Origin of the sequence: Shinella pollutisoli (genome assembly GCF_024609765.1) — a bacterium.
Taxonomy (GTDB): domain Bacteria; phylum Pseudomonadota; class Alphaproteobacteria; order Rhizobiales; family Rhizobiaceae; genus Shinella; species Shinella pollutisoli.
Map to the genome: position 1 here is coordinate 24,515 of NZ_JANFDG010000005.1, position 17,855 is coordinate 42,369.

Consider the following 17,855-nt stretch of genomic DNA (forward strand, 5'->3'; position numbering starts at 1 on the left):
CGGGAACGTCAAAGCTCGACGGCCTCGATCTTGCGGTCGACGAAGCGCAGCGCCACCTTGCCGCCGATGAGGTTCAGCGCGGTCTCGCCGAAGAGCTCGCGGCGCCAGCCGGAGAGCGCCGGCACGTCGGCATCCTCGCCCTCGATGGCGATCCGTTCCAGGTCATCCGAATTGGCGACGATCTTCGCCGCCACGCCTTCCTTCTCCGCGACGAGCTTCAGCAGCACCTTCAGCATCTCGCTTGCGGCCGCGGCCCCTTCCGGCACGTGGTTCTGGCGCGGCAGGCGCGGCAGGTCCGCCTTCGGGATCGCCAGCGCCTCGCGGATCGCCTCGATCAGCGCGGTGCCGGCCTGCGAGCGCTCCCAGCCCTTGGGGATGGTGCGCAGCCGCGCCAGGGCCTCGGCGTCGGCCGGCTGCTGCTGGGCGATCTCGTAGATCGTGTCGTCCTTGAGGATGCGCGAGCGCGGCACGTTGCGGGCGCGCGCCTCGCGCTCGCGCCAGGCGGCGACCTTCTGCAGCACGGCGAGCTCCACCGGCTTCTTGACGCGCAGCTTCAGCCGCTTCCAGGCGTCGTCGGGGTGCAGGTCGTAGGTCTCGCGCGCCTCCAGGATCGCCATCTCCTCGGTGAGCCAGAGCGAGCGGCCGGCCTTCTCCAGCTTGTCCTTCAGCGCCAGATAGACGTCGCGCAGGTGCGTGACGTCGGCGAGCGCGTATTCGAGCTGCTTTTCCGAGAGCGGCCGGCGGCTCCAGTCGGTGAAGCGCGAGGACTTGTCGATGTGCACGCCCTTGATCTTCTGCACGAGCTGGTCGTAGGAGACGCTGTCGCCGAAGCCGCAGACCATGGCGGCGACCTGCGTGTCGAAGATCGGATGCGGGATGAGGTCGCCGCGGTTGACGATGATCTCGATGTCCTGCCGCGCGGCGTGGAAGACCTTCAGCACCGACGCGTCGGCCATCAGCTCGAAGAAGGGCTGGAGATCGAGCCCCTTGGCCAGCGGGTCGACGATCACCTCGGTCTCGGGCCCGGCGAGCTGGATCAGGCAGAGTTCCGGCCAGAAGGTGGTTTCCCGCAGGAACTCCGTGTCGATGGTCAGGAACTCGGAACGGGCGAGCGTCCGGCAGGCTTCGGCGAGGGCCGCGGTGGTTTCGATGATCTGCATGTCGGTTCGGGCGGGCTTTCAGGATTTTTGATCGGGCAGGTTTAGACGGTCCACCGTTTTGCCACAATCGAAAAGTTCCGCCTCACGTCACCCGCACGTAGCTCGTCATGCCGGTCTTCTGGTGCTCGATGATGTGGCAATGGAACACCCAGTCGCCAACATTGTCGGCGACGAGCGCGAGCTGCACCTTCTCGTCCGGCAGGATGAGATAGGTGTCGGAGAAATGCGGGCGCAGCACCTGCTTGCTGGAGTTCATCGGCCGGAAGACGAGGCCGTGCAGGTGCAGGGGATGCGCCTGCGGCGTCGGGTTCTCGACGTTGAAGACATAGGTGCGGCCGGCCTTCATCTCGGCGAGCGGCGCGGTCGGGTCGCCCGTGTCGTCGGCCCACGGCACCTTGTTGATCGCCCAGAAATTGTAGCCGAGCGAGCCGCAGATGCCGTCCTTCGGCCGCTCCTCGGCGGACGCGCTGAGGACGAAGGGGATCTCCGTGGCGGCGGACAGATCGGGCTCGGCAAGCGGATTGGCGGCAAGCGCGGAGAGGTCGCGGACGTCGCGCTTCAGCGGGCTGCCGACGGCGCGGAAGGTGGCGAGCGTCGCCGGCTTCGTGCCGCGCAGGTCGCGCAGCGCCGCGACAGCGCCCTCGGCATCCGGCATCCTGAGGCAGAGGTCGAGCCGCTGGCCGGGGCCGACCAGCAGCCTGTCGAGCGCGAAGCGTTCGGCGACGGGATTGCCGTCGAGCGCGATCACTTGCGCCTGCGCGCCCTCGACGACGAGCGAGAGGATGCGCGTCACGTCGGTCGCGGCGAGCCTCAGCCGCACCAGCCCGCCGGCCGGCGCGTCATATTGCGGGGACTGGCGCCAGTTCGCCGTGCGCACCGTGCCGAAGGTGCCCGCGCGCGCGGCGTCGCGCGGCTTGAACTGGGCGATGAACTGGCCGTCGCCGCCGAGCCGCCAGTCGCGCAGGTTGAGGACGATCTCGGCGTCGAAGGCGGGATCGGCCGGGTCCTCCACCACGACGACGCCGGCAAGGCCGCGGCCGATCTGCGTCAGCGTGTTGCAATGGGGATGGTACCAGAAGGTCCCGGCGTCCGGGGGCGTGAAGGCATAGTCGAAGCCGTCGCCGGGATAGACGTAGGGCTGGGTGAGGAAGGGCACGCCGTCCATGCCGTTATCGATGCGCAGCCCGTGCCAGTGCACGGTGGTGGGCTCGTCGAGCGCGTTGTCGAGCCTGAGCGAGAAGGGTGCGCCGCGCGTCATGCGCAGCACCGGCGGGACCTCGCCGTCGCCGTAGGTCATGGCGCCGCGGGTCGGCGCCCCGTCGGTGATCAGCGCCTCGGTCGGCCGCGCGGCAAGCGTCGTCGTGCTCCGCGCCGCGGCGCCGGAGAAGCGCCCGGCAAGGGCGAGCCCGCCCGCATAGGCGCCGGCGACGAGCGCGCCCTTGAGAAGCGTGCGTCTCTTCAGCATGGTGGTCTCCTCTGGCTGCCGCCCCTTCTTAAACCTGAGCGGAACCGTCAGCAATGCTGTCACTTCGCCGCAGCTCAGCGCTTGCGGTCGCGTTCCTTCTCGGCGGCGGCGGCGAGCTTGTTGAAGAAGAAGGAGGTGCGCAGCAGCGTGCGGAAGCGGCTGCGCCGCTCGTCGCCGGCGGGCACGGCCGGCCGCGCGCCCATGCGCAGCACCGTATAGGCCATGAAGGCGGCGAGCACGACGGCGGTGTAGAGGAACAGCGCCTGCGGCCCGAACAGGTCGAGCAGGATCGAGGCGAAGAGCGGCCCGATGATCGCCCCGCACGACCAGAAGAACAGAAGGCCGGCCGAGACCAGCGCGTGCTCGCCGTCGGCCGCGTGGTCGTTGGCATGCGCCGAGCAGAGCGAATAGAGCGGCATGGCGAAGGCGCCGAAGACGAAGATGCCGGCGAGATTCAGCCATTCGTCGGAGCCGGCGAGGAAGGCGAGGAAGAGGGCCGCGAGCATCGAGCCGAGCGTCGAGACGATGATGACGATCCGCCGGTCGAGCCGGTCGGAATAGATGCCGAGCGGATATTGCAGCACCACGCCGCCGACGATGCCGGCGCTCATGAAGCTGGCGATGGCGGTAACGGAGAGGCCGATCTCGTGCGCGTAGATCGGCCCGAGGTTGCGGAAGGCGGCGTTGGTCAGGCCGACGACGATACAGCCGATGGTGGCGAGCGGCGAGATGTTCCAGAGTTTCTTGACGTCGAAGCGGATCGCCTCCGGCACGGTGGGGCTGGAGCGGTCGGCAAGCGAGATCGGCACGAGCGACAGCGTCAGCGCCATGGAGATGATGGCGAAGAGCTGGAAGCCGCCGATGCCGACGCCGGGGATGAGATATTGCGCCGCCGTCACCGAGCCGAGGTCGACGAGGCGGTAGATGGAGAGCGTGCGCGCGCGGTTGGAATTGGTGACGGCGGCGTTGAGCCAGCTTTCGACGGTGGCGAAGAGGCCTGCGAAGCAGATGCCGGAGACGAGCCGCATCGCGAACCAGAAGAGGGGATCGATGACGAGCACCATCGACAGCGCCGCCGACGCGGCGATCGCCGCCATGGCCGAGAAGGCGCGGATATGCCCGATCGCCCTCAGCACGCGGGTGACGTAGACGCAGCCGATGGCGAAGCCGATGCTGTAGCCGGCGCCGACGAGGCCGATCAGCGAGGTGGAGAATCCCTCCTCGGCGGCCCTGAGCGAGATGAACGTCCCCTGCAGGCCGTTGCCTCCGATGAGGATGCCGGCGGTGACGAGGAGGGGAATCAGGGGGCGAATCTGCGACATGCCGGCACTATGGCTGAGGATTTCCGGAATGGGAGAGGGCAGGCGGCCCGGAGGGACGGAATGACCCGTTCCGGGCCGGAATTGTTGCGCCCGGCCGCCCCGCGGCGATAGCATGGCCGTCCATGTCTTCCACGAGGGCGCAGGATCGGCTTGCGATGGACGAGAAAACGCATTCCCGCGTCGGAAAGACGATATGGATCCCGCCCGAGCGGATCCATGTCGAGCCCGACCTCATCCCGGACCCGCAGTATTCCCGGTTGTTCTCGGGGCACTTCATGGGCCTCGTCGATGTCGGCCTCACGAGGATGCGGATCGATGACATCACGCCGGGCTTCTATCTGTGGGAGGCCGGCGAGGTCCGGCACGTCCTGCAGTTCGACGAGCGCGCCGTTCCCAACAGCGTCGCCCGGATCAGGCGGGGGTTCCGCCCCTTGCTGGAAATCTACTGGAATCCGCTCTGCCCGAAACCGTCGAAATGGGTCTGCCCCGACGACGAGGTCTCGTTCTTCGCCTATCGCGAGCTCAACATCAAATGGGTGCCCTGCGCCATCTACAAGCCTCCCGCGGCAAGGAGCGCCCATGCCGTCGTGGTCCTGCACAAGGACGACGTGCTGACCTGCAGGAAGTGCATTCCCTCCCGCCAGAAGGCGTATCTCCCCGGCCTCGTGCCGGACGAGGAGCACAACCAGCCGCTCGTCCTCGACCGGTTGATGGGCTTCTGTGCGGAAAGCCGCGCCGCCCTGCGGGAGTTCCACCTCGGACCGGGCGGGGAGCTGCATTTCCACCAGATGCTCGACAGCCTGCTCCGGCGCCACGTGACGTCGCTGACCGTCATCCGGCAGCTCCTGTCGGATGGGCACCTGGAGCAGGCGTCCGCCATCGTCAGGATGGCCTACGAGGCCTTCCTGAATCTCTACGTGGACTGGCTCAGCCCCGAATTCATCGGTCCGCGCATGCAGATATTCAGCCGCCTCGAAACCCGACTCCGGGAGCCGAAGAGCAGCGAGAACGCGCGCAGCCGGGAGGAGCTGGCGCACGCCCTCGGCGGGTTCGACGGCCTCTTCCGGAGCACGCGGCGCAAGGCGCACATCTCGCCGCTCGGAGACATGTTCCACGACATCACCTATCCGCGCCTGTCCTCGGTCGTGCACCAGCACTACGGCCACCTGGAGCAGGATACGGTGGATTTCGATTCCGAGGCCGAGCCGCCGGAGCCCGAGCTGGTTCGGGTCCTCTACCGCTGGATCGACGTGATAACGACGTCGATCCTCCTCATCGTCCAGAACGAGGTCGGCAAGCCGATCGACGCGCCGGACAGGGCCTGAGCGCGGCCGCCCCGGCAAAAGACCCGCCAGCCTTGACAAATCGAGCCGACCATGCGCTTTTCCGCGCGACTTTCGCGACGTTGCCGCGTGGGGCTTCCCCGGCGCGGCCATCAGCATTTCAGGATAAGACGATGCATCGCTACCGCAGCCACACCTGCGCCGCCCTCCGCAAGTCCGACGTCGGCGGGACCGTCCGCCTCTCGGGCTGGGTCCACCGCGTCCGCGACCACGGCGGCGTGCTCTTCATCGACCTGCGCGACCATTACGGCATCACCCAGGTCGTGGCCGACCCGGACTCGAAGGCCTTCAAGCTGGCCGAGACCGTGCGCGGCGAATGGGTGATCCGCGTCGACGGCCTCGTCAAGGCGCGGACCGAAGAGACGGTCAACAGGAACATGCCGACCGGCGAGGTGGAGCTCTACGCGCAGGAGATCGAGGTGCTGTCGGCGGCGAAGGAGCTGCCGCTGCCGGTCTTCGGCGAGCCGGACTATCCGGAGGACGTGCGCCTGAAATACCGCTTCCTGGATCTCCGCCGCGAGACGCTCCACCGCAACATCGTCAAGCGCACGCAGATCATCGCCGCCATGCGCCGCGAGATGAACGGTGCCGGCTTCGGCGAATACGCGACCCCGATCCTGACGGCCTCCTCGCCGGAGGGCGCGCGCGACTTCCTCGTGCCGTCGCGCATCCACGAGGGCAAGTTCTTCGCCCTGCCGCAGGCGCCGCAGCAGTACAAGCAGCTCCTGATGGTCGCGGGCTTCGACCGCTATTTCCAGATCGCCCCCTGCTTCCGCGACGAGGACCCGCGCGCCGACCGGCTGCCGGGCGAGTTCTACCAGCTCGACCTGGAGATGAGCTTCGTCACCCAGGAGGACATCTGGGAGACGGTCGAGCCGGTGATGACCCGCGTCTTCGAGGAGTTCGCCGACGGCAAGCCGGTGACGAACGACTGGCCGCGCATCCCCTATGACGAGGCGATCCGCAAATACGGCTCCGACAAGCCGGACCTGCGCAACCCGATCGTCATGCAGGCCGTGACCGACCATTTCGCCGGCTCCGGCTTCAAGGTCTTCGCCAACATGATCGCGTCCAACCCGAAGGTCGAGGTCTGGGCGATCCCCGCGAAGACCGGCGGTTCCCGCGCCTTCTGCGACCGCATGAACGCCTGGGCGCAGAGCCAGGGCCAGCCGGGCCTCGGCTATATCTTCTGGCGCAAGGAGGGCGAGAAGCTCGAGGGCGCCGGCCCGCTCGCCAAGAACATCGGCGAGGAGCGCACCGAGGCGATCCGCACGCAGCTCGGTCTCGACGACGGCGACGCCTGCTTCTTCGTCGCCGGCGACCCGGCCAAGTTCCACAGGTTCGCGGGCGAGGCGCGCACCCGCGCCGGCGAGGAGCTGAACCTCGTCGACCGCGACCGCTTCGAGTGCTGCTGGATCGTCGACTTCCCCTTCTACGAGTGGAACGAGGACGAGAAGAAGGTCGACTTCGCCCACAATCCCTTCTCGATGCCGCAGGGCGGGCTGGAGGCGCTGGAGGGCGAGGATCCGCTTTCCATCAAGGCCTACCAGTACGACGCCGTCTGCAACGGCTTCGAGATCGCCTCGGGCTCGATCCGTAACCAGTCGCCGGAGCTGATGGTCAAGGCCTTCGAGAAGGTCGGCCTGTCGCAGGCGGACGTCGAGGAGCGTTTCGGCGGCCTCTACCGCGCCTTCCAGTACGGCGCGCCCCCGCACGGCGGCTGCGCCTTCGGCATCGACCGCGTCGTCATGCTGCTCGTCGGCGCGAAGAACCTCCGCGAGATCTCGCTCTTCCCGATGAACCAGCAGGCGCAGGACCTGCTGATGGGCGCGCCGAGCCCCGCGACGCCGACGCAACTGCGCGAGCTGGCGCTGCGCGTGGTGCCGTCGAAGAAGGACTGAGGGCGCTCGGGGATTGCCCCTCATCCGGCTGCCGCCACCTTCTCCCCGCAGGCGGGGAGAAGGGGAAAACGGTGCGCCCATCGTTCCTCGCCCCGCTTGGGGGAGAGGATGCCGGCAGGCAGGTGAGGGGCTAAGCCGCCCGCCTCACAGCGGCCGCAGCGAATTATCCAAAAAGTACCATTGATCGAGATGCGCCCGCACGATCGGCTCGACCGCGGCGTTGAGGAGGAGCATGTCCTCGACCGCCCGCTCGCCGGGCTTTTCCTCCGGCGGCAGCTTGATCGCCGGGAGCGCATGGGCCTCGAAGCGGAAGCCGTCGGTGCGGATGTTGTACCAGGGGCAGATCGTCGCCCCGGTCATGCGGGCGAGGCGGACGACGAGGGCGATGTTGCCCTCCATGTGCGGCGGCCGGCCGAAGAAGGGGCCGCGGATCACCGTGGCGAAGCCCTCGTCGCAGAAGGCGCTGACGACGCCGCCCTCGCGCAGGATCTTCACCGCCGGGCGCACGCCCTGGAAGCCGGGCGGCAGGAAGTTGAGGCCCGCCTTGCGGCGCACGCGCTCGGCGATCCACGCCTTGGCCCGGCCGACCGGCGGCACGTAGAAGGCGTGCGGCGACACGCCGATCCTCTGCAGGATGATCGGGCCGATCTCCCAGTTGCCGAGGTGCAGGCCGACGATGATCGTCGGTCCCTCGCGCGTCGCCTTCTCGATGATCTCCAGCCCGTGCAGGCTGATGCGCTCCGGGTGCCTGGCGATGCGGTTGACGACGGAGAACTCCGTCATCAGCCGGCCCTGCGCCTTGCAGTTCTCGACGAGCAGGGCCTCCTGCCCGGCCGGCGAGAGATCGGGGCGGAGCTGGCGGATCGTGGCGCGCGCGCGCTTCTCGGCTCGTCTGTGGAAGCGCGGGATTGCATAGACGCCGAGCTTCGCGCCGAAGGCCGAGCAGGCGTCCATCGGCAGGAGCTTCATCGAGAAATGGCCCAGCAGATTGGCGGCGTTCCAGAGGTTGTCGTGCACCCAGTGGCGCAGGAACGCCTTGCGCTCCTCGCCGCCCGCCAGGAAGGCGCGAAGCCCCGGCCGGTCGCGGCGGGTGAAGATCCACGCCCTGCGGCGCGAGACGGGTCGCGGCTTCGCGCTCTCCTCCGTCATGCCGCCCTCCGTTCCAGCGTCACGGGCAGGCCGCCGCGCGGGCGCAGCGTCAGCCGGCACATCGGCTCGACCTTGTGCGTTTCGGCCACCCGCACGCGAAAGCGCTGGGCGAGGATGGCGAGGCACAGCACCGCCTCGGTGAGGCCGAAATGCAGGCCCGGGCAGACGCGCGGGCCGCTCGCGAAGGGGATGTAGCTGTAGGGCGTCGGCCGCTTGCCGCCCATGAAGCGCTCGGGGCGGAATTCGTGCGGCGCCGTGAACAGGCTCGGCGTGCGGTGCAGCAGCCACGGCACGATCAGGATCAGCGAGCCGGGGGCGACGTCGATGTCGCCGATCGTGTCGGCCTGCTTGTTCTGCCGGGCGAGGATCGGCACCGGCGGATAGAGCCGGAGCGATTCCTCGATCACCGCCTTGCACCATTCGAGCCGGGGCACGTCGTCGATGGTCGGCGCGCGGCCGCCGCAGACGCGGTCGAGCTCCGCATGCACGGCGCGCTCGACCCAGGGCGCGCGGGACAGCAGATACCAGGCCCAGGTGAGGGTGGCGGCGGTGGTCTCGTGGCCGGCCATGAAGATCGTCGCCGCCTCGTTGCGCAGCGCCACCACGTCGAGCTTCAGCTCGGGGCTCCGCTGCTGGCGGCGGATCAGGAGCTCGACCATGGAATTGTGGTCGCCGCGCCCGGCGAGGTGATCCTCCACCACCTTGTCGATGATGCGGTGCAGGCGCTTGACCGAGCGGCGCAGCGACGGCGTGCGCAGGACCGGCAGGCCCTCGTCGAAGCCGATGAAATAGCCGAGGTTGATGGAATCGATCAGCGACTGGTAGCTGGTGAAGCTGTCGGTGACGGCGTTGGCGCTGTCCTCGCCGAGCTGGTTGCCGAAGACGCTGCGCGAGATGATCTCGGCCGTCAGCCCCGCCATCTCGTGCAGCACGTTGAGCGTCTGGCCCTCGGGAATCCCGGCCCAGCGCTCGACCAGCTCGCCCGCCGTCTTCTCCATGATCGGGCCGAAGGAGGGCACGCGGTTCATGTGGACGATGTCGGCGACGAGGCCGCGCCGCTGCTTCCAGGTCTCGCCGTCGGAGATGAACAGCCCGTCGCCGAGGAGATATTCCAGCGCGCGGCGCATCTGCGGGCTCTTGCGCTCGAAGTTCTCGTGCCGCTTGACGACGACCTGGCGGATGAGCTCCGGCGAATTGACCAGCACCACCTGCCGGCCGAGGATGCGGATCTGCGACACCTTCTCGGCATAGTCGGTCGCGCGCCAGATCGACAGGAAGTCGGTGCGCGCCTGCAGGAGCAGCTTCAGCGGCTTGCCCGGCGGGCCGGAATAGTATTCGGCATGCGCCGGCTCGAAGGCCTCGTCGGACAGCACCTCCCTGAAGTTCACCGGTTGCTGGAGCCAGGAAAGCATGTCACGTCCATCTGCTTGACTGAAGCGATTCCGGCAAGGGTGTGCAGCGGTCTTGCGTCCGGAATTGCGGGAAAACACAAGCTTCCGGTTTAGCGCCCGGCGTCCGGCTGTCAACCGCCGACGTGCGATGCACAAGAGAAAAGCCCGGCGCGGGGCGCGCCGGGCGGAAAGGCCGGTCGCCGGCGTCTCACATCTCGTCGTTCGCCGTGACTTTCACGCCGAGCACCTGCGGGATGGTGTTCGGCGCCCCCATGGCCGCACCCATGATCATCGGGAAGGGAACGGGGTTTTCCGGCTCGGCGCTGATCGTCAGGTTCTTCGGATCGTCGAGATAGGTGTTGACCGCGGCGGCGATCTGGTTCTGCAGCTCCGGCATGTTGAGCTGGGCGATCATGATCGGCACGAGGCCCTTCAGCGACTGCGCCATCTGCTCGCCGGTCACGCCCTGTTCGGCGCCGGCGAAGTCGAGCAGCCTCTTGGTGATCGAGGCGTCCTCGAACGAGATCGAGGCGCTGTTGAAGGTGAGCTGCTGGACGAGGCCCATCATCGACATGCCCATCGCCGCGTTCGCCTCCTCCTTGTTGGGGTTGGACTCGGCGGCCTTGATCGCCTCCTGCATGCCCTTGACGAAGTCGAGCGTGTAGCCGGAGATCTCCAGCGCCAGGTTGAGGCGGCCGATATCCTTGAAGTCGAAGGCGTATTCGTCGACGCTGATGCGCCCGTCGGCGAGCTCCCAGCTGCCGGCCATGCTGACGGTGCCTTCCAGCGACGAGATGCCGAGCTTCTGCAGCGTATCCCTGGCCTTCGGATCCTCGACCTGCGTCATGTCGGCCTTGAGGTCGGAGAAGGTCGCGTCGAATTCGAGGCCGGCGTCGCCGTCCGTGCGCGTCACGTTCGCCTCCATGCCGGACATGGAGAAGAGCTCCTTGCCGTCCTTCGAGACGGAGATCGGGCCGGTGCTCGCCGTCTCGTACATCAGGAGCGAATCGAGCGTGCCGCCGGTCGCGTTGGCCGGGACGGTGACGCCGGTGAGCGACAGGTCGCGCGCCGAGACGGTCGCGCCCTTGTCGGTGACGTTGATGTCCTCGAAGGAGACGGTCTCGATCGTGTAGCCGCCGCTGCCGTCCTCCTCGACGCCCTCCATCGTCACGGTGCCGATCTTCGCCGGCGTCTGCGAGCCGGCCTTCAGCTCCGCCCCGTCCAGCGTCACGGTCGAGCCGTCGACGGAGAGGTTCGAATAGCCGATGGAGATGCCGCCCGCCGCATAGGTCGCGTTCAGCTTGGCCATCAGGTCCGCGCCGTCGAGCGCGAGGGCGGGGCTGGCTGCGAAGGCGAGCGCCGCGCCGGCGAGGAGGGAACGGAGATGCGGGGTTCGGATCATGGGTATGGCTCTCTTTCGTGTTCTTGACGGCGGCCTTGCCGTTACCGCTCGTAACGGGCGGCGGCGCCACTATATTCGGCCCGGTCCGCCTTTCCAGACCTTTCCGGCGGCAGGCTTTCCGAAATACTATCCACAGGCCGATCGCCCGGATTCCTTGCCGCGAATCGGCCGAAGGGCTAGTCAAGCCCCATGGGACAGCAAACGACGCCGCCGGACGGCGGAGACGACAACATCCAACCGGTCGACCTCAAGGCGGCGCTGGAAGAGCGCTATCTCGCCTATGCGCTGTCGACCATCATGCACCGCGCGCTGCCGGACGTGCGCGACGGGCTGAAGCCGGTCCATCGCCGCATCATCCATGCGATGAGCGAGATGGGGCTGCGCTCCAACTCCTCCTTCAAGAAGTGCGCCCGCATCGTCGGCGACGTCATCGGCAAGTTCCACCCGCACGGCGACCAGTCGGTCTACGACGCGCTGGTGCGCCTCGCCCAGGACTTCTCGCAGCGCTATCCCGTCGTCGACGGCCAGGGCAACTTCGGCAATATCGATGGCGACAATGCGGCCGCCTACCGCTACACCGAAGCGCGCATGACGGACGTCGCCTCGCTGCTGCTCGAAGGCATCGACCAGGACGCCGTCGACTTCCGTCCGACCTACAACGAGGAGGACGAGGAGCCGGTCGTCCTTCCCGGCGCCTTCCCGAACCTGCTCGCCAACGGCGCCTCGGGCATCGCCGTCGGCATGGCGACCTCGATCCCCTCGCACAATGTGCACGAGCTCTGCGATGCGGCACTGCATCTCATCCGCGACCGCGAGGCGACGGTGGAGAAGCTCGTCGAGTTCGTGCAGGGCCCGGACCTGCCGACCGGCGGCATCATCATCGACAGCCGCGAGAGCATCATCGAGGCCTACAGGACCGGGCGCGGCGGTTTCCGCGTGCGCTCGAAGTGGCAGACGGAGGACCTTGGCCGCGGCGGCTACCAGATCGTCGTCACCGAGATCCCCTACCAGGTGCAGAAGTCGCGGCTGATCGAGAAGATCGCCGAGCTCCTGATCGCCCGCAAGCTGCCGCTCCTGGAGGACGTGCGCGACGAATCGGCCGAGGATGTGCGCATCGTGCTGGTGCCGAAGAGCCGCACCGTCGATCCGACCATCCTGATGGAATCGCTGTTCAAGCTCTCCGAGCTCGAAAGCCGCATCCCGCTCAACATGAACGTGCTCTCCATGGGCCGCGTGCCGAAGGTCATGGGCCTGAGGGACGTGCTGGTCGAATGGCTCGACCACCGGCGCGAGGTCCTGCTGCGCCGCTCGCGCCACCGGCTCGCGGCCATCGACCGGCGGCTGGAGATCCTCGGCGGCTATCTCGTCGCCTATCTCAACCTCGACGAGGTGATCCGCATCATCCGCGAGGAGGACGAGCCGAAGCCGGTGCTGATGGAGACCTTCTCGCTCACCGACGTGCAGGCGGAAGCCATCCTCAACATGCGGCTGCGGTCGCTGCGCAAGCTGGAGGAGTTCGAGATCCGCACCGAGTTCGACACGCTGTCGAAGGAGAAGGCGGAGATCGAGGCGCTGCTTGCCTCCGACGCGCAGCAGTGGAAGACGGTCGCCTGGGAAATCGGCGAGGTGCGCAAGAAATTCGCCAAGGCGACCGAGCTCGGCCGCCGCCGCACCCAGTTCGCCTCCGCCCCCGAGGCGGACGAGGAGGCGATCCAGCAGGCGATGATCGAGAAGGAGCCGGTGACGGTCGTCATCTCGGAGAAGGGCTGGATCCGCGCGCTCAAGGGCCATATCGCCGACACGTCCGGCCTGCAGTTCAAGGAGGGCGACGCCCTCAAGGTCGCCTTTCCGGCGCAGACGACGGACAGGATCCTCATCGTCACCACCGGCGGCAAGGTCTACACGCTCGGCGCCGACAAGCTGCCGGGCGGGCGCGGCCACGGCGAGCCGCTGCGCATCATGGTCGACATGGAGAACGACCAGGACGTGCTGACCGCCTTCGTGCACGATCCGGCGCAGAAGGTCGTCGTCGCCTCGCAGGCGGGCAACGGCTTCGTGGTGTCGGAGGCCGACATGGTCGCCAACACCCGCAAGGGCAAGCAGGTGATGAACGTCTCCATGCCGGACGAGACGAAGCTCGTCGTGCCGGTGCGCGGCGACCACGTCGCCGTCGTCGGCGAGAACCGCAAGATGCTGATCTTCCCGCTCGTCCAGCTTCCGGAGATGGCGCGCGGCAAGGGCGTGCGCCTGCAGCGCTACAAGGACGGCGGCATCTCCGATCTCCGCTGCTTCGCCATCGCCGAGGGCCTCACCTGGGACGACAGCGCCGGCCGCACCTTCGTGCGCACGAAGGAGGAGCTCACCGAATGGCTCGGCGACCGCGCCGGCGCCGGCCGCACCGTGCCGAAGGGTTTCCCGAGGAGCGGCAAGTTCAGCGGGTGATCAGGCGGGCGGGTAGGGGACGCTGACGTCGCGCAGGAACCGCGTCGCGCCCTCCTCGTCGATCTCGCCGGCGGCGACGGCCAGCACGAAGGCGATGATATCCGCCTGCGAGGCCTCGATCAGGAAGCCGTTAATCAGCAAGAAGGTGAAGGCGGCCAAGAACCCCGTGCGCTTGTTGCCGTCCGAGAACGGATGGTTGCGGACGATGCCGTAGAGATAGGCGGCGGCCAGCTCGAACAGGTCGGGCTGGCCGTAGGCGGCCTTGTTGAGCGGCCGGGCCAGCGCCGCCTCCAGCGCGTTCGCATCCTTCAGCCCCGTGAGGCCGCCGTGCTCGCGCAGCTGCTCGTCATGCATGTTCTCCACGGCCTGCCGGGCGAGCCATTTGATGTCGTTCATTTGGCGAGTTCGCGCAACGCGACCCGGTACTTGTCCATGCCGAGGCGCGCGGCCTTCAGTTGCTCGGCCAGGTCGGCATCCTGCGGGATGAGATGAAGCCGGCCGTCCGTTTCCTCCAGCCGGATCTCGTCGCCGGCCTTGACCCCCATGCGGTCGAGAACCTCGCGCGGGATGATGATGCCTTCGGAATTGCCGATCTTGCGGATGGTGACGTTCATGGTTTCGGTCCTCATGTTATAACAAGGTTATAACGTGTCGTCCCGGCCAAGGCAACCGTCATCCCGAGAAGGGAAACTCCGCCGCCACGTCCGCGGCGCGGGCGGCTTTCGCCTTGCGGCGCATCTGCCAGAGCGAGTGGCCGAGCAGGGCGAGGATCAGGATGGCGCCGCCGGCGAGGGTCTGGGTGGTCGGGGTTTCGGAGAAGGCGATCCAGACCCAGATGGGCGCGAGCACCGTTTCGAGCAGGTAGAACATGCCGACCTCCGGCCCGGAGAGATAGCGCGGGCCCGTCGCCAGGCACCAGAAGGCGAGCGGGATCATGATCAGGCCGTCGAAGAGGATGAAGCCCGGATTTGCGATGGCGATGCCGCCGGCCGGCAGCAGCGCCAGCGCGGCGATGCCGGGGATGACGGCGGTGGCGAGCGGCACGAGGCCCATGTCCGCCCCGCTCTTGCGGCTGAGCGTGATCGCCGAGGCCACCATGAAGGCGGCCGCCGCCGCCATGGCGTCGCCGAAGAAATTGCCGCTCTGCAGCCCGTCCTGCACGATCAGCCCGATGCCGCCGATCATCACCGCCATGGTGACGAGCGTGGCGTTGGTCGGCCGCTCGCGCAGGAAGACCCAGGAGAGGATCGCCGCGAACATCGAGGTGAAGGCATAGATGAAGACGACGTTGGCCGTCGCCGTGTTGAAGACCGCCAGCATGAAGGCGAGCGAGTTGCCGCCATAGCACAGCCCGATCAGGAGGCCCGTCCAGCCCGGGATGAGCGCGATGCGCCGGCCGAGCAGGAAGTGCAGGACGCCCCAGGCGGCGAGCGCCACGAGGAAGGTGGCGAAGCAGCGCACGGCCAGCACCGACCAGACCTCGCCGTTCGAGGCGCGCACGAGCGGGATGTCGAAGGAGAGCGAGAGGCCGCCGACGGCGGTGATGAGGAGGCCCTTGCGGTGAAGGGCGGGATCGTTCGTCTGGGACAAGGGGTGACCCTAGGGATGGAGGGCGGATTCGCTCTCGTTATAGCGCTCCCAGCCGCGCGGCATCAGGTGCTCCTGCGGCAAGAACTTTGTTTTATAATCCATCTTGCGCGATCCCTTGACCCAGTAGCCAAGATAGACGTGCGGCAGGCCGAGCGCGCTTGCGCGGCGGATGTGGTCGAGGATCATGAAGGTGCCGAGCGAACGCGGCGTCAGCTCGGGATCGTAGAAGGAGTAGACCATCGACAGGCCGTCGCCCATGCGGTCGGTGAGCGCCGCGGCGAGCAGCTCGCCCTGCGGCTTCTCCTTGAGGCCCGCGCCCTCCTCGCGCAGCCGGTACTCGATGATCTTGGTGTGGACATGCGTGTCCTCGACCATCATCGCATAGTCGAGCACCGACATGTCCGACATGCCGCCCTTCTGGTGGCGCGCGTCGAGATAGCGGCGGAAGAGCGAGTACTGCTCGCTCGACGGCTCGGCCGGATATTCGTGCGAGACGAGGTCGGCATTGGCCGCGAGCACCCGGCGCATGGAACGGCTCGGCTTGAACTCGTTGACGAGGATGCGCACGGAGATGCAGGCGCGGCAGGTCTCGCAGGCCGGCCGGTAGGCGATGTTCTGCGAGCGGCGGAAGCCGCCCTGGGTGAGCAGGTCGTTCAGTTCCGGCGCCCGCTCGCCGACGAGATGGGTGAAGACCTTCCGCTCCATTTCCTGCGGCAGGTATGGGCAAGCCGCCGGCGCGGTCAGATAGAACTGCGGGGAGGGAGTGGCTTGCGTGTTCATTGCTCGTCGGGGGACTCCGTCGGTCCGCGTGGTTGCCGGAGTCTTACCATGGCGCAGTTGAAGAAAAGGTCAATCGTCCCTCTCGCGCTCCGTCAATAGTCGCGGCGCACCATCACCGTGCCGAGCAGCAGGTCGTGCAGCAGCCGGCCGCGGTCGGTGAAGAGGCCGACGAGGACGATGAACGGGGTCAGCACGGCATTGCCGATCCAGAACAGCACGAGGTGGACGATCGCCGTCAGGAAGTCGATCGGCCTGCCGTCGACGCGGGCGAGCGCCAGCCCCATCACGTTCATCCCGGCGCTCGCCTGGCGCGGTCCGCCCATGGTGAGGCCGAAATAGAGCATGGCGACGATGGCGAAGAGCGCCGGATAGAGGAAGAAGCCGAGGCCGAGCGTCAGGATGCCGAGGAAGAAGACGATGACCGCCGCCGGGACCCAGAGCAGGGCCACGATCGCGTAGTCGATCAGGAAGGCGAACACCCGGCGCGAAAGCACGCCGCGATAGGCGCGCCAGTCCGTGGTCGGCGCGCGCGTGTCGTTGAAATCAGCGCTCATCTGTCTGTCTCCCGAATGGAACATGCCCCTGATATGGGGACGGGGCGGCGGAAAACAACGGGCGACGTGCGCGCTGCCGATAGCTCCGCTGCCTGCCGGGCTGTCGCGGAAGCGGCTTTGCGCCTCGCCCCGACGTCTCCCCGCAAGCGGAGAAGGGGCCTTGCCCGCAGGAAACGGTGGCAGTTCGGGAAAGCAATGCGGCAAATCCCTTCTTCCCGCCTGCGCGAAGAAGGCGGCCGGCATCCGCGGACGGAGAGGAAACCTGCTATCCCCGCTTCGCCAGCAGCCGCGCCACGTCCATCGCGAAATAACTGAGGATGCCGTCGCAGCCGGCGCGCTTGAAGGAGAGCAGCGTCTCCAGAATCACCCGCTCGCCGTCGATCCAGCCGTTCAGCGCGGCCGCCTTGATCTGCGTGTATTCGCCCGACACCTGGTAGGCGAAGACCGGCAGGCCGAAGGCATCCTTCATGCGCCAACAGAGGTCGAGATAGGGAAGGCCCGGCTTGACCATCAGCATGTCGGCGCCTTCCTCGACGTCGAGCGCCGCCTCGCGCAGCGCCTCGGTGCCGTTCGCCGGATCGAGGTAGTAGGTCTTCTTGTCGCCCTTGAGCAGGCCGCCGGTGCCGATCGCGTCGCGATAGGGGCCGTAGAAGGCGGAGGCGAACTTCGCCGCATAGGCCATGATGCCGACGTCCTGGTGGCCGGCGGCGTCGAGCGCCCGGCGGATCGCGCCGATTCGCCCGTCCATCATGTCGGACGGCGCGATGATGTCGGCGCCGGCATCCGCCTGGATCACGGCCGCGCGCGCGATGAGGTCGACCGTCTCGTCGTTGACGATCACGCCGTCGCGCAGCACGCCGTCGTGGCCGTGGCTGGTGAAGGGGTCGAGCGCGACGTCGGTGATGACGCCGATCCCCGGCACGGCCTGCTTGATCGCCCGCGTCGCCCGGTTGATCAGGTTGTCGGCGGAAAGGCTGTTGGAGCCGGTCTCGTCGCGCAGCGCCATCTCGACGTTCGGGAAGGTGGCGATCGCCGGGATGCCGAGGTCGGCCGCCTCCTTCGCCGCCTCGACTAGCCGATCGACGCTCATGCGCTCGACGCCGGGCATCGCCGGCACCGGCTCGGCCACGTTCGTGCCGGGCACGACGAAGACCGGCCAGATCAGGTCGTCCACCGTCAGCCGGTTCTCCCGCACGAGGCGGCGGGTCCAGTCGGCCTTGCGGTTGCGCCGCATGCGGCGGTGGCCTGTGATCTCGTCGACGATGTTGATGCTGCCGGTCATGGGCGTTCGTCCTTGCGCTGTCCGTCGCGGCCTCATACCACGCGAGGGGCGCACGGCAAACCGGGACGAACTGC

15 protein-coding genes are annotated in these 17,855 nt (G+C 67.7%); 3 read left to right on the forward strand and 12 right to left on the reverse strand.

Features of this window, described 5'->3' with window-relative positions:
* Window positions 1-8 precede the first annotated feature (8 nt).
* The 3 genes from rnd to NNZ72_RS05510 form a co-directional block, all read right to left on the reverse strand.
* The gene (gene rnd / locus NNZ72_RS05500) at window positions 9-1,154 is read right to left on the reverse strand and encodes a ribonuclease D (RefSeq protein WP_257314217.1); all 1,146 of its coding nucleotides are present in this window, start codon (window positions 1,152-1,154) and stop codon (window positions 9-11) included.
* An 88-nt stretch (window positions 1,155-1,242) separates the two neighbouring features.
* Window positions 1,243-2,625 (reverse strand): multicopper oxidase family protein, encoded by a 1,383-nt coding sequence (locus NNZ72_RS05505; RefSeq protein WP_257313814.1) that lies wholly within the window; start codon window positions 2,623-2,625, stop codon window positions 1,243-1,245.
* A gap of 74 nt (window positions 2,626-2,699) precedes the next feature.
* The gene (locus NNZ72_RS05510; RefSeq protein ID WP_257313816.1) at window positions 2,700-3,947 is read right to left on the reverse strand and encodes an MFS transporter; all 1,248 of its coding nucleotides are present in this window, start codon (window positions 3,945-3,947) and stop codon (window positions 2,700-2,702) included.
* Window positions 3,948-4,102: 155 nt separating this feature from the next.
* On the opposite strand from NNZ72_RS05510, the gene NNZ72_RS05515 reads away from it, so the two are divergent.
* Both NNZ72_RS05515 and aspS read left to right on the forward strand, forming a co-directional pair.
* The gene (locus NNZ72_RS05515) at window positions 4,103-5,272 is read left to right on the forward strand and encodes a hypothetical protein (protein ID WP_257313818.1); all 1,170 of its coding nucleotides are present in this window, start codon (window positions 4,103-4,105) and stop codon (window positions 5,270-5,272) included.
* A gap of 131 nt (window positions 5,273-5,403) precedes the next feature.
* Entirely contained in the window at window positions 5,404-7,191 is a 1,788-nt protein-coding gene (aspS, locus tag NNZ72_RS05520) for an aspartate--tRNA ligase (protein WP_257313820.1), read from the forward strand.
* A gap of 144 nt (window positions 7,192-7,335) precedes the next feature.
* Here aspS and NNZ72_RS05525 read toward each other — a convergent pair whose 3' ends face one another.
* The 3 genes from NNZ72_RS05525 to NNZ72_RS05535 all read right to left on the reverse strand — a co-directional run bounded on the left by NNZ72_RS05525 (window position 7,336) and on the right by NNZ72_RS05535 (window position 11,133).
* On the reverse strand, window positions 7,336-8,340 hold the full coding sequence (locus NNZ72_RS05525; RefSeq protein ID WP_257313823.1) for a lysophospholipid acyltransferase family protein: 1,005 nt from the start codon (window positions 8,338-8,340) through the stop codon (window positions 7,336-7,338).
* On the reverse strand, window positions 8,337-9,752 hold the full coding sequence (locus tag NNZ72_RS05530; protein WP_257313825.1) for a cytochrome P450: 1,416 nt from the start codon (window positions 9,750-9,752) through the stop codon (window positions 8,337-8,339). The genes NNZ72_RS05525 and NNZ72_RS05530 overlap by 4 nt, the downstream gene beginning before the upstream one ends.
* A gap of 187 nt (window positions 9,753-9,939) precedes the next feature.
* Window positions 9,940-11,133: an aq_1923 C-terminal domain gene (locus NNZ72_RS05535; RefSeq protein WP_257313828.1), complete on the reverse strand. Its 1,194-nt coding sequence runs from the start codon at window positions 11,131-11,133 to the stop codon at window positions 9,940-9,942.
* Between the two features lie 189 nt (window positions 11,134-11,322).
* Between NNZ72_RS05535 and parC the strand changes: the two genes are divergently transcribed.
* Window positions 11,323-13,575, forward strand: coding sequence for a DNA topoisomerase IV subunit A (gene parC, locus NNZ72_RS05540; RefSeq protein WP_257313831.1), 2,253 nt, complete (start codon window positions 11,323-11,325; stop codon window positions 13,573-13,575).
* Here parC and NNZ72_RS05545 read toward each other — a convergent pair whose 3' ends face one another.
* The 6 genes from NNZ72_RS05545 to hemB form a co-directional block, all read right to left on the reverse strand.
* Window positions 13,576-13,971 carry a type II toxin-antitoxin system death-on-curing family toxin gene (locus NNZ72_RS05545; RefSeq protein ID WP_257313834.1) on the reverse strand — a complete coding sequence of 132 codons (396 nt, stop codon included), beginning with the start codon at window positions 13,969-13,971 and terminating at the stop codon, window positions 13,576-13,578.
* Window positions 13,968-14,189, reverse strand: a complete 222-nt coding sequence (locus tag NNZ72_RS05550; RefSeq protein ID WP_257313837.1) for an AbrB/MazE/SpoVT family DNA-binding domain-containing protein — start codon at window positions 14,187-14,189, stop codon at window positions 13,968-13,970. Before NNZ72_RS05550 ends, NNZ72_RS05545 begins: the two co-directional genes overlap by 4 nt.
* 58 nt (window positions 14,190-14,247) lie before the next feature.
* The gene (locus tag NNZ72_RS05555; RefSeq protein ID WP_257313839.1) at window positions 14,248-15,165 is read right to left on the reverse strand and encodes a DMT family transporter; all 918 of its coding nucleotides are present in this window, start codon (window positions 15,163-15,165) and stop codon (window positions 14,248-14,250) included.
* Between the two features lie 9 nt (window positions 15,166-15,174).
* Window positions 15,175-15,945 (reverse strand): arginyltransferase, encoded by a 771-nt coding sequence (locus NNZ72_RS05560; RefSeq protein WP_257313841.1) that lies wholly within the window; start codon window positions 15,943-15,945, stop codon window positions 15,175-15,177.
* Between the two features lie 92 nt (window positions 15,946-16,037).
* Window positions 16,038-16,499: an RDD family protein gene (locus tag NNZ72_RS05565; protein ID WP_257313844.1), complete on the reverse strand. Its 462-nt coding sequence runs from the start codon at window positions 16,497-16,499 to the stop codon at window positions 16,038-16,040.
* Between the two features lie 265 nt (window positions 16,500-16,764).
* Window positions 16,765-17,781 (reverse strand): porphobilinogen synthase, encoded by a 1,017-nt coding sequence (gene hemB / locus NNZ72_RS05570; protein WP_257313846.1) that lies wholly within the window; start codon window positions 17,779-17,781, stop codon window positions 16,765-16,767.
* Between the last annotated feature and the right edge of the window lie 74 nt (window positions 17,782-17,855).